8 protein-coding genes are annotated in these 11,681 nt (G+C 60.0%); 4 read left to right on the top strand and 4 right to left on the bottom strand.

The genetic code is table 11. The annotated features are described in order from the left end of the window. Window positions 1–17: 17 nt before the first annotated feature. The 4 genes from BT115_RS18260 to BT115_RS07925 are packed head-to-tail and all read right to left on the bottom strand — an operon-like array spanning window position 18 to window position 8,068. Complete coding sequence (locus BT115_RS18260) at window positions 18–4,712, bottom strand: glycosyltransferase (protein WP_083527346.1); 4,695 nt, start codon at window positions 4,710–4,712, stop codon at window positions 18–20. Further along, window positions 4,709–6,058, bottom strand: a complete 1,350-nt coding sequence (locus BT115_RS07915) for an ABC transporter ATP-binding protein (RefSeq protein ID WP_072321903.1) — start codon at window positions 6,056–6,058, stop codon at window positions 4,709–4,711. The genes BT115_RS18260 and BT115_RS07915 overlap by 4 nt, the downstream gene beginning before the upstream one ends. After that, window positions 6,048–6,893, bottom strand: coding sequence for an ABC transporter permease (locus BT115_RS07920; protein ID WP_083527347.1), 846 nt, complete (start codon window positions 6,891–6,893; stop codon window positions 6,048–6,050). Before BT115_RS07920 ends, BT115_RS07915 begins: the two co-directional genes overlap by 11 nt. Beyond that, complete coding sequence (locus tag BT115_RS07925) at window positions 6,890–8,068, bottom strand: trans-sulfuration enzyme family protein (RefSeq protein ID WP_072321905.1); 1,179 nt, start codon at window positions 8,066–8,068, stop codon at window positions 6,890–6,892. The genes BT115_RS07920 and BT115_RS07925 overlap by 4 nt, the downstream gene beginning before the upstream one ends. 194 nt (window positions 8,069–8,262) lie before the next feature. Here BT115_RS07925 and rfbB point away from each other — a divergent pair, with 194 nt between their 5' ends. From rfbB to rfbD, 4 genes are read left to right on the top strand one after another with little or no spacing between them, the layout of a single operon-like run. Beyond that, window positions 8,263–9,312, top strand: coding sequence for a dTDP-glucose 4,6-dehydratase (gene rfbB, locus BT115_RS07930; protein WP_072321906.1), 1,050 nt, complete (start codon window positions 8,263–8,265; stop codon window positions 9,310–9,312). Continuing rightward, window positions 9,309–10,193 (top strand): glucose-1-phosphate thymidylyltransferase RfbA, encoded by an 885-nt coding sequence (gene rfbA / locus BT115_RS07935; RefSeq protein WP_072321907.1) that lies wholly within the window; start codon window positions 9,309–9,311, stop codon window positions 10,191–10,193. Before rfbB ends, rfbA begins: the two co-directional genes overlap by 4 nt. Continuing rightward, window positions 10,190–10,747: a dTDP-4-dehydrorhamnose 3,5-epimerase gene (gene rfbC, locus BT115_RS07940; protein WP_072321908.1), complete on the top strand. Its 558-nt coding sequence runs from the start codon at window positions 10,190–10,192 to the stop codon at window positions 10,745–10,747. The genes rfbA and rfbC overlap by 4 nt, the downstream gene beginning before the upstream one ends. Next, on the top strand, window positions 10,744–11,679 hold the full coding sequence (rfbD, locus tag BT115_RS07945; protein ID WP_072321909.1) for a dTDP-4-dehydrorhamnose reductase: 936 nt from the start codon (window positions 10,744–10,746) through the stop codon (window positions 11,677–11,679). The genes rfbC and rfbD overlap by 4 nt, the downstream gene beginning before the upstream one ends. Window positions 11,680–11,681: the final 2 nt, after the last annotated feature.

Consider the following 11,681-nt stretch of genomic DNA (forward strand, 5'->3'; position numbering starts at 1 on the left):
TAGAGATTGCCTAACAGTCATAGTCCACTTCCCGGGGCGCTCGGAAGATCCCTCTCGATAACGCGAAATACCGACTTAGCCGAGAAATTTCGCTCGACGAAATCCTGCGCCGCGATTGATCTGCTTATCCACTCAGCATCATCTGACAAAAGGCGAATAACGTGCTTGGCAAAAGCTTCAGCCGAATCATCAGCAAAGACAAACTCTGCCGCGTCCTCAAGGCCCTGGAGTCCTGTTGACGTGGTCACCTGGGGAAGCCCATATCGCATCGCCTCCAGCACTTTGCCTTTTACCCCACCCCCAAAACGCAACGGGGCGACCGCTACCCTCGCCGAGTGGTACATGGAAGCAAGCACTTCGTCGGTGACGAACCCGGTCACCGTAACATCATTACCCGATAGAGCCAGGACTTCCGTAGAAGGATTCGACCCCGCCAAGGTCACGCAAACATTGGGGCGGGATAGACGAATGAGTGGCAGGACACTGCGAACAAACCAAGTTGCGCCATCTATGTTTGGCGGGTGCCCAAATCCCCCGACGAACAAAATGCCTTTTCGCTCGGAGACATTGTCCTGCACGCCATTAGGCATGCTCTCGTACGCATAAAGTGGGATCGTGGTCGCATTGACCTCTATCCCTCGCTCCATTGCCCAGCGCTCAACCGCAGCCGTCTCGAGGTTCGATGGATAATAGACCGCGTCCATCTTTTTCCAGAGCGTCTCTTCCAGCTCTCGAAAATGCTCCATCGCTGACCTCGTCTCATTGGAGGGACGCACCTTTAATTCTTCCGCCAGCCGCAAATGATGAATGTCGTGGCCGTAGTAAAGTCGCCGCGCCTTGCTATGCGCGGTTACGCTATCAATGAAATTGATGCTTACGTGGGGACGACTAAAAATGACCGCATCGATCAATCCCCCATTCTCGGTGATCCACCGATCGAATTGGCCTACATATTCACCGCCATAGAGCACTTCTACACCAGCATCCTGCAACGAACGCGCATAGGCGGTGTCATGCCAGAGATTTTCGGGCCAGAACTTCACCGCGTAGCCATGCTTCACAAGAAGCATAAGTAGTTGGTGTATCGCGCGCGATCCCGCATCCCTGTCCGGCTGTGGAATGTAATGATCGATGACGAGCACGACCTTCTTGAGCTGGCTGCGATCGCGTGCGAGGAACGGGCGATCGGCGTTGGCCAGATGGTCTCGTTCGAGAACGTCCTTCCAACGCTCGCGAAACTTCTTCTGGTTCTCGACCTGGTACGCCTTGATGCCCGTAGAGGTGTCGGTACCGTGCGAGACACCCTCGAAGTGAACCACGACGGACTTCGGCTCGAACACCACTTTGAGCCCGGCAGCACGAACCTTGAACGCTAGATCGGTGTCTTCGTAGTACGCAGGTAAATAAAGCTCGTCGAATCCGCCAAAAGACTCGAACAGACTCCGTTCGAGCAGGATCGACGCGCCCGAGATGTAATCGACCTCTCGGGTGTAATTGTAAATACTGCGCGAGGGATCATCGAGGCGACCGTAGTTCCACGCGCTTGCATCCTTCCAGACGATACCGCCGGCTTCCTGCTGTCTTCCATCAGGGTAGACCAGCTTCGACCCGACCATGCCACAGTCCGGCCAGCGTTGCGCCGTCTCGACTAGCGCATCCAGCCAACCCTGCGTCACCTGCGTATCGTTGTTGAGGAGATAGATGTACCTGCCCCTCGCCTGCTTTGCTGCATGGTTACAGGAGCGCAGGAAGCCAAGGTTGGTCGGGTTCTCGTAATAGCGCAGCCCGGGTACGTTGGCCAGTGCACCTATATCTGGGTCGCCCGAGGCATCCTCAGCCACGATGACCTCTATCGATGCCGACGGCAGATGCGCATGGATGGATTTGATGCAGGCGCCAGTATGGTCGAGGCGTCCATAGGCCGGAATGATGATGCTTACGACCGGATTCTCCACCGTCTCGAACGAGACGCCGGTCAGCAGTTCGTGTGCATCGACTCCGGCCGTACCGATCAGGTCCGGCGGCGGGGCTATGGTGACCGACCTGCGCATGAGAAACCGCTTTGCGGGCGCGCGGACGAATCCCAGCATCCGCGATTGCGTCCAGGACTTTCCGCGAAGTGACGCCGTCAATCCGTTCCAGTCACCCCGAAGAAGCCTCATGCCGAAGCGCAGCGGTCGGGTAAGGCGCCACGACTGCGAGCGCACCAACAGGTCGAATTGAGCCGTTACCTCCGCAAGCCGCTGCTCCACCTCGCCGAGCCGTCGCCTTGCTGCGGCCAGCTCATCGGTCGCATGCGCCTCTCGTGCATGTGCTGCAGCACTTTCGGTCTTTGCTTGGGTCAGCTCGCTTTCCAACGCACGGTAGGGCTCGATGTGCATCTCGGTCGGGATGGTCTTTTCGCTTGCACCATCACTCCCCAGCGCGCGTCGAACACGCGCCAGTTCGCGCTCGAAGCCATGAGCGCGTTCGCGAGCCTCATCAAGTGATGCCTGCAAGACGTCATTCGCCTCTGCCAACTCGTGCACGCGCGCCTCAACGGCGCTCAGTTGCGCCCGCAGTTCTTCGGCAGTGGCGGATTGAGCGCTCAAGGTACGCTCAAGCGTGGCCATATCGGCAGTAAGACGATCCGCGCGACGCTTCGCCAACGCGTAATTTCGGCGAAGAGTGGTCAGTTCGAGGAGATAGGCGCCGAGCATGGCCGCCTCCAGATCGCCATCGTCTTCTGCGAGCTGCACCAAAGCGTCCAGGCGACTCATGGCTCCCTGGACCTGCTCATCAAGACCCTTTGCCCATGCCGCCACTTCCTCGTGTTCTCGCACGAGCTGGCTGTAACGCGAGCGCAGGTCCAGAAGCTCCTTGTCCAGGCCATGGGCCCAGTCCGCTACCCGGGAGTGCTCGACAAGGAGGTCGTCGTGGTGACGTTGCAGACTGGCAAGATGGCCCTCCAGCTCACGTGCCTCGAAGCGTGCCGGAGATAGAGCGCCTTCGTGCTGGCTCGCGGTGGAAAGCGGCAGACGCGATGCACGGAACGATTCGAGCGACAACGCCGGCTCTCGATTGGACACGGCGAATTGGAATCGACGTTCCATCTCGAGGTAGCGCTCTATGTCGGTATCGAGGAGCAGCAAGTCGGCACCGCATTGGCGCATCGCACCGGCAATGAACTGCCCAACCTCGCCGTGCTCCGGATCGTACGGACGGGCCACGGAGACGCACCCGCCAACGATTTCCAGGAGACCACGAAACGCGATGTAGCCCAGTGGAAGCTGCTGAGCGGCCCGCCACTCCAGATCGATGAAGCGGGGGTCGCCGTTGGCATCCTGTACGAGATTGTGCGGCACCAAATCGATGGCTTCGCCAGGGAGCATGATCTCAGCGCTATAGGACGAACGCTGGAGCGTCTCCAGATCGAGACCCACGTGCAAAGCGACGGCATCGAGCCACCGCCGCGTCCAGGCGCCCACGTCTTCGATGCGCCAGCCGTCGTACTGCAACAGTTCGTAGAGATCGGTGCTGATCGATCGGCCATGAACATAGGCCTCGTCAGCTGGTCGGCATTCAAATCCGCGGTTGGTACGGCTGGGAGCGTCTACGAGAAATCGACGACGCACCCGGCACCCGCGCTCGCTGTATTCGAAAGCCGCCTGCTTGGCGAACTGAGGCGCACGCTCCGTCGAAAAGTGATAAGCGGAAACGTGTGTATTGGCGTGACCGAATGGAGCCACCATGGGCGCCGTGTGTGCCACGACCAGGAAAGAATTGCTCACGTCGGTCAGCAGATTGTTCTGCGCAACAACATGCCAGGCACGATCCAGAGCGAACAAGGGCGGATGACCGATCTGCGGATCCTTCGTCACCGCTGCAGCTGCCAAGGCGGAGCCACCGTCGAACCCGGGCATGGCGTCGTCGCCACGCGCCAGAAGCACGGACGTCGGTAGCTTGTAGTCGGGGAACGGCAGGGCGAACGCCGCATCCGCAAATCCGGCGTCCTGCAGCATAGCCGTCAGGGCTGCGCGGCCGTAGGTCCGCGCGCCACTCGTACCGTACAGGTCGGCCAGCCCGAGCATCGGCCGCCCCAGATGATCTTCCGGTGCACCCGCAAAGTACTTGAGTCCGAGTTGGTTCTCGATGGCAACGAGCAGCACACCACCAGGCTTCAAAAAGCTTCGCGCGCATTGCAACCAATGAGCAGCCGCGTCGGGCCGCTTGGCAAAGCGCTCGGCATACTCGAGCACGCCGATAAGCGTGACAACGTCGAATTTTTCCGACGTCTGGAAAGCTTCGAGGTTGTCGACGACGACACTTACGCTGGACAGATCCTCACAACGCTTGGCAGCCACGCGTGCACGGCGAGGTGACGGCTCAATGGCTGTCACGCTACGGGCTGTCTCGCCAAGATAGCGCGTGATGGCACCGCAACCAGCACCAATTTCAAGCACACTGCCGCGCAGCATTTCTTCGAGCGGACGAAGCAGATTGGCCCGCCGGGAGCTGAAGTAGTAGCGAGTCGGCCAGTCGGTGATCTTGCCTGCAAGCTCGGCGGAAAGAACCGAACGGTCGGAACACTCTGCTATCAGGCGATATAAATTTTCCTCGACGGCCTCGCCATCGGAGTAAGCCCATTCGTGAACGGCGTCGCGTCGGAGCCAGCACAGAGCTTCGCCGTCGTAGCGATACGCGGCAAGCGCAGGATTTGATGAGTTGGTCATAGGAATTCCAGTCTGGCGCCCAGGTCCGCGAGGCCAACGAACGGCGTGTCGGGTTCCACGCACAAATGAATCGAGTCGTAGCGGCGGTCATGTGGGACCGCCTCGCCGGAGCCGTCGCGGCTCGCGATACCGACAGATAGGAAATAGTCGCCCGGGGCGCACTTCAACCTGAACTGACACAGTGCAATACCCGAGCGGCCGGCCTCGCCCGGTGGGAACGACTGGTCCATCAGAGCCATTTCGGTGTTCGTACCGTAGACCGTCAGGCCCTCCTTGGTTTTCAGTGTGACGCCAAGGATAGGGCGGAGAATGTCCGACCGGAAGCGATAACGGACGTACAAGGCCAGCTCTTCCCCGGAGCGAAAAACCGCAGGAAAAGCCTGGTCACCTGCAAATATGGCGAAGTCCATGATCTCCGCGCCTCCGTCGCCCCACCGGTGCTCGTAGGGGTTGTACGCAGGCCGGCTTTCGAACATAGGTTCGTGACGCTCGCCGAACTGCGGATCGAAATGCTCGAGTTGGTCATTGACGGTCGCGTCGCCCGCGTGCTCCCCCTCGCGAATCGGCGGCGCGATGCGCTGACGACCGTACAGGAGATCGAGATAGCGATTCACCACGGGCCGCGGATCGCCATCGTCGAGCTTCTGGCCCTGATCGATGAGCACGGCGCGATCGCAGTGCGTCACGACCTGCTCGGTAGAGTGCGTTACGAGCAGGATCGATGTTCCCCGCTCACGAAGCGTCTTCAGTCGTGCAAAACACTTCGCCTGGAAGCGCGCGTCGCCGACAGCCAGAGCCTCGTCGACGATCAGTACGTCAGGATCGATTTGTGCCTGTACAGCGAATGCCAGTCGGACAGTCATGCCGCTGGAATAGGTCTTGACCGGTTGATTGACGAAATCCCCGATGTCCGCGAACGAGAGAATGTCGTCGAGCCGGGCATCCACATCTTCGCGGGAAAGGCCAAGCAGCGACGCGTTGAGATAGACATTCTCGATGCCTGTGAACTCGGGATTGAACCCCGAGCCGAGTTCCAGCAACGCGGCAACCCGTCCGTCGACGGAGGCAACGCCTTCGGTAGGCGAGACGGTGCCAGCGATGATTTGCAGAAGCGTGGACTTGCCGGAACCGTTTCGTCCGATGAGCGCGACGCACTCACCGCGACGCACGTGCAGGGATACTCCATGCAACGCCCAGAACTCGCGGAAGTAACGCACCTCGTCGCCCGGCAAGATACGACGCATACCTGACGCCAGCATCTGCTTCAGCCGATCAGAAGGCTTCGCGTAGATTTCGTAGCGCTTGCTGACGCCTTGGACATCGATGACGATCTCTTCAGATGACATCGGCGAATCCCTTGCGCGTCGCATTGAATACCAACCAACCCAACCACGCCACGACCAACGAGGACGCCAAGTAGGCCAGCGATGCGGCCATGTCCGGCAAGTGCCCCCACAGCACGAGATCACGCGCAGCTTCGACGATGTAAGTGAGCGGGTTGAGCGACAACAGCCAACGATACTGCTCAGGAAGACTACTGCGCGGATAGAAAATCGGCGCGAGGAAAACAAGAGACGTAGTCAGTACCTGCATGATCTGCTGGGTATCACGAAAATACACACCAAGCGCTGAAAACAGCCAGGTCACGCCCGCCACCATCGGCAGGAACATCAGCAGCAGCACTGGAAACAGCGCGGCCGTCGGAGCCACCGCGGTACCCGTAGCGAGCAGCGCCACCACCAGCACCAACGTACTGATGAGCGCATGAAACAACCCCGTTCCAACCGTCACCCAAGACAGGGTCTCGAGTGGGAAGATGACCTTTTTTACGTAGTTCGGATTGGCAGTGATGAGAACAGGCGCGCGATTCAAGCACTCAGAAAAGAAATTACTGATGATGAGACCGATAAAGAGAATGATCGCGAAATTGACATTGCCGGACTCGACTGCCGTCCAACGTGATTTGAAGATGTAACCGAATACGAACGAATAGATCGCCAGCATCAACAACGGGTTCAAGAAGGCCCATAACATGCCGCCCATCGAACCGCGATACCTACCGGAAACATCGCGCCTGCACAGTTCCCAGATCAGCCGGGCATTCCGGAACAGCGACACATACGGCCCGAACGGGTGTAGGGGGATGCGCAGCGCAGCCGCCCTTACTGGAAGACCCGTCATGCCAGGACGGACTCGAGTTCGCCGCGCAGATCGGCGAGATCTTCCACGCCGACCGAGAGCCTGATCAGGCCGTCCGAGATGCCGAGCTTCTTCCGCGTTGCAGGCGGAATCGACGCATGGGTCATGATTCCCGGGTGCTCGATGAGGCTCTCCACGCCACCAAGCGACTCGGCGAGTGCAAAGAGTTCGCACCGTTCCAGCACGCGCTTTGCCCGGGTCTTTCCGCCCTTGACCTCGACGGAGATGATGCCGCCGAAACCGTCCATCTGCTTGCGGGCCAGCGCGTGCTGTGGATGACTGCGCAGACCAGGATAGATGACACGTTCCACAGCCTTGTGCTTCTCCAGCCACAAGGCCAGCGCGAGAGCGCTCTCGCAATGCTGACGCATGCGCAGATGCAGGGTTTTCAGGCCGCGCATCGCGAGAAATGCATCGAACGGCCCCGCCACGGCGCCGATGGAGTTCTGCAGGAACGCCATCTGCTCGGCCAAGGCCTCGTTCGCCGCGACCACAACACCGCCAACGATGTCCGAATGACCATTCAGATACTTCGTCGCGGAATGCAGCACCAGGTCAGCCCCATACTCTATGGGTCGCTGCAACATTGGCGAGCAGAACGTATTGTCCACGACGAGGATGAGGCCGTGCTTCTTCGCGAACGCCGACACCTTGGCGAGATCGACCAGCTGCAGCATCGGATTCGTCGGCGTTTCCGCCCAGATCATCCGCGTGTTCGGCTTCAGCGCCGCACGCAAGGCGGCAGGGTCATTCAGATCGATGAAATCGAACTCGAGGTTGGCGGTGCGGCGGCGCACACGTTCGAACAGCCTATAGGTGCCTCCATAGAGATCGTTCATGGCGATCACATGGCTGCCGGCGTCGAGCAGTTCGAGAGTGGTCGATGCAGCGGCCAGGCCGGAAGCGAACGCAAAACCCGCCACGCCGCCTTCCAGCGACGCGACACACGCCTCATAAGCCATACGCGTTGGATTTTGCGTGCGGGAATATTCGAAGCCCTGGTGCTTGCCCGGGCTTGCCTGAACGTATGTCGACGTCGCGTAAATGGGCGTCATGATGGCGCCGGTAGAGGGGTCCGGCGTCTGACCCGCATGGATTGCACGAGTACCAAGTCCATGGGCGGGACGAGCGTTCTTTGCGTAACCGTTTGTCTTCACAGGACTTTATCTCTTGGATTCATGGGCCGTTTAAGCGCAACCCCTCGCAAACGGCGGTACATATTACACTTGGCGCCTATAACGCTGCGGGTATTACAGCCACGGTACGCCTCGAGCGTCTCTGGCATGAATAAACGCGGTCGGAGGCGGTTTTCAGCGACCGCGACTCGCAAATATGGACGACAAGAGGCTCTATGAAAACACTGTTGGTAACGGGCGGTGCTGGCTTTATCGGCGCCAATTTCGTACTTCAGGCCGTTGCCGACGGGCTGCGGGTCGTGAACCTCGACAAGCTGACCTACGCAGGCAATCTGGGCACTCTCTCAACACTCGAGGGCAACAGTGCACACGTCTTCGTCCAAGGCGACATCGGCGACCGCCCCCTGGTTCAGCGCCTGCTGGCTGAACATCGCCCGGACGCCGTCGTTAATTTTGCGGCGGAGTCGCATGTCGACCGATCCATCGATGGACCCGCTGCGTTCGTTGAAACGAATGTCGTTGGCACCCTCGGGCTTCTCGAAGAAGCGCGTGATTTCTGGCGCGCGCTCGAAGGCACCGCCAAAGACAGCTTCCGCTTCCTGCACGTGTCGACCGACGAGGTGTACGGCTCGCTCGGCGCGGACGGCAAGTTCACCGAAACGACGCCGTACGCACCCAACTCCCCCTATTCCGCGAGCAAAGCGGCATCCGACCACCTGGTCCGCGCCTTCCACCATACGTATGGCCTGCCTGTGCTCACGACGAACTGCTCGAACAACTATGGTCCGTTCCAGTTCCCCGAAAAGCTCATACCTCTGACCATCCAGAAGGCGCTCAAGGGTGAGGCGCTTCCTGTCTATGGTGATGGCAAGAACATCCGTGACTGGCTGTACGTTGGCGATCATTGCTCGGCTATTCGTCGGGTGTTGGACAGCGGCCGAGTCGGCGAGACCTACAACGTCGGGGGCAACGCGGAGCGCGAGAACATCCACGTCGTCAAGACCATTTGCCGCATTCTCGACCAGCGCCAGCCTCTTGCCTCCGGTGCGCCGCGCGAGTCGTTGATCACGTTCGTGCGCGACCGACCGGGGCACGACCGCCGTTACGCCATCGATGCCACCAAGCTCGAAAGCGAACTGGGCTGGTCGCCGACGCAGACATTTGAATCGGGCATTGAGGCGACGGTCAACTGGTACCTCGATAATCAGTCCTGGGTTGCGTCCATTCTTGACGGTAGCTACCGCATGGAGCGACTCGGCGCATGACCACCAAGGGCATCATCCTGGCCGGCGGTTCCGGCACCCGGCTGTATCCGATCACGCAGGCGGTCAGCAAGCAACTGCTGCCGGTGTATGACAAGCCAATGATCTACTACCCGCTGGCCACCTTGATGCTGGCGGGCATACGCGATGTGCTCATCATCAATACCCCGCACGAACAAGCGTTGTTCCAGCGCCTGCTCGGCGACGGCTCGCAATGGGGAATCAACATCTCCTATGCGGTACAGCCATCGCCGGATGGACTGGCGCAAGCATTTCTGATCGGCCGGGATTTTGTTGGAGGTCAGCCTAGCTGCCTGGTTCTCGGCGATAACATCTTCTACGGTGTTGGCCTGACGGAGCGGCTGAAGCGTGCGGCCGCCCGCTCGCGCGGCGCCACGGTATTCGGGTACTGGGTAAAGGACCCGGAGCGCTATGGCGTGGCAGAGTTCGATAGCGAGGGACGCGTGGTCGGCCTGGAAGAGAAGCCGGCACAGCCAAGGTCCAACTACGCCGTCACCGGCCTTTATTTCTACGACAAGCGCGCCTGCGATTTCGCTGCCGAACTGAAACCTTCACCGCGCGGCGAGCTTGAAATTACCGATCTCAATCGCTGCTACCTCGATGACGGTTCCCTGATGCTCGAGCAATTGGGGCGTGGGTACGCGTGGCTGGACACAGGCACCCATACGTCGTTGATGGAAGCCGGCAACTACATCGAGACGATCGAAAATCGCCAGGGCCTGAAGGTCTGCTGCCCCGAAGAAATCGCGTTCAACCATAAGTGGATCGACGCCGAGCAGGTTCTCAAACTCGCAAAGCCGCTGGCCAAGACGGGATATGGCGAATATCTGCACAGCCTCATCGGGCACGGTTTGGTTAAATGAAATCGACTCCGACGTCCCTCCCCGGCGTACTCGTCATCGAACCCAAGGTTTTCGGCGATTCTCGCGGATTCTTCTACGAAAGCTACAACGAGAAGGTCTTCCGAGAACTGGGAATCGAGCGCCGCTTCGTGCAGTCGAACGTATCCCGTTCGTCGCGAGGCGTATTGCGCGGACTCCATTACCAGTGGCCGCGTCCCCAGGGCAAATTGGTCAGCGTGCTCGAGGGCGAGGTGTATGACGTCGCGGTGGACATCCGCAACGGCTCACCCACCTTTGGTCAATGGACAGCGACCATGCTTACCGCCGAAAACCATCGCCACTTCTGGATTCCGGAGGGGTTTGCGCATGGTTTCTGCGTCGTTTCCGACTATGCGACGTTCTCTTACCAGTGCACCGAACTTTACGAGCCCAGCGCCGATGCAGGCATTCGCTGGAATGATCCGGCACTCGGCATCGACTGGCCAGTCAGCGAACCCAACCTTTCGAACAAGGACATGAACGCCCCACTGCTGGCTGACGTGCCGGCGGAGCGGCTACCGGAGTTCGCTGCTTGAAGATTTTGCTACTCGGAGCCAACGGTCAGCTTGGCCAAGCCTTCCTCGCCGACAGCAACCTCGCTGAGCGTGGCACGCTGTTGGCGGCAACCCGCAATGGCCAGCTTACCGATGGGCAGACGGGCGTGGTGGCGGACCTGTCGGCACCCGAGTTCCTGACTCAGCTTCTCGACGCCGAGCAGCCGGACATCATCATCAACACCGCAGCGTACACGGCCGTGGACAAGGCCGAACAGGACGAAGCGACGGCCCACCGCGTCAATGCCGAAGCGCTTGGCATCATTGGGGCGTGGGCGGCGAAGAACCAGGCACTGGTGGTCCACTATTCGACCGACTACGTCTTCGACGGTCGGGGCACTACGCCCTATAGCGAGGACAGCGCCACCGGCCCGGTAGGCGCCTACGGTCGCAGCAAATTGGCCGGAGAGGAGGCACTTCGCCTGAGCGGCGCGCCGCACTACATCTTCCGGACAGCCTGGGTCTTCTCGGCAGTGGGGCATAATTTTCTTCGCACGATGCTCAGGCTCGGTGTAGAACGTGACGAATTACGCGTCGTGGCGGACCAATACGGCACGCCCACGCATACGGGTTTGATCGTCGCCGCATCGGTTGTCGCTGTCGATGCTTGGCTTTCCGCGGACCCCGCCGGCCGGGCACGTTTGCAGGGCATCTATCACGTCACCGCCAAGGGCGAAACGACCTGGCATGGCTTCGCCGACTACTTGCTGCGGGGCGCCGCGGCGCGCGGTCTGATCAAGCGAGCGCCGACCGTGACACCGATCACCACGAACGAATTCCCCACGCCGGCCGAACGTCCCGCGTACTCCGTGCTGGACACGGCACGCTTCGAGAGTACGTTCGGCTTCGCTTTTCCCGTCTGGACCGCCGGCGTGGATGACGTACTCACCCATCTTTCCGAACACGTGGAATAAAC

The organism is Luteibacter sp. UNCMF366Tsu5.1, from assembly GCF_900119235.1.
Lineage (GTDB): Bacteria > Pseudomonadota > Gammaproteobacteria > Xanthomonadales > Rhodanobacteraceae > Luteibacter > Luteibacter flocculans.

Bases quoted from the DNA above. Each gene is read 5' to 3' on its own strand.
- BT115_RS18260 (WP_083527346.1), bottom strand. From the start codon at position 4,712: ATGACCAACTCATCAAATCCTGCGCTTGCCGCGTATCGCTACGACGGC.
- BT115_RS07915 (WP_072321903.1), bottom strand. From the start codon at position 6,058: ATGTCATCTGAAGAGATCGTCATCGATGTCCAAGGCGTCAGCAAGCGC.
- BT115_RS07920 (WP_083527347.1), bottom strand. From the start codon at position 6,893: ATGACGGGTCTTCCAGTAAGGGCGGCTGCGCTGCGCATCCCCCTACAC.
- rfbB (WP_072321906.1), top strand. From the start codon at position 8,263: ATGAAAACACTGTTGGTAACGGGCGGTGCTGGCTTTATCGGCGCCAAT.
- rfbA (WP_072321907.1), top strand. From the start codon at position 9,309: ATGACCACCAAGGGCATCATCCTGGCCGGCGGTTCCGGCACCCGGCTG.
- rfbC (WP_072321908.1), top strand. From the start codon at position 10,190: ATGAAATCGACTCCGACGTCCCTCCCCGGCGTACTCGTCATCGAACCC.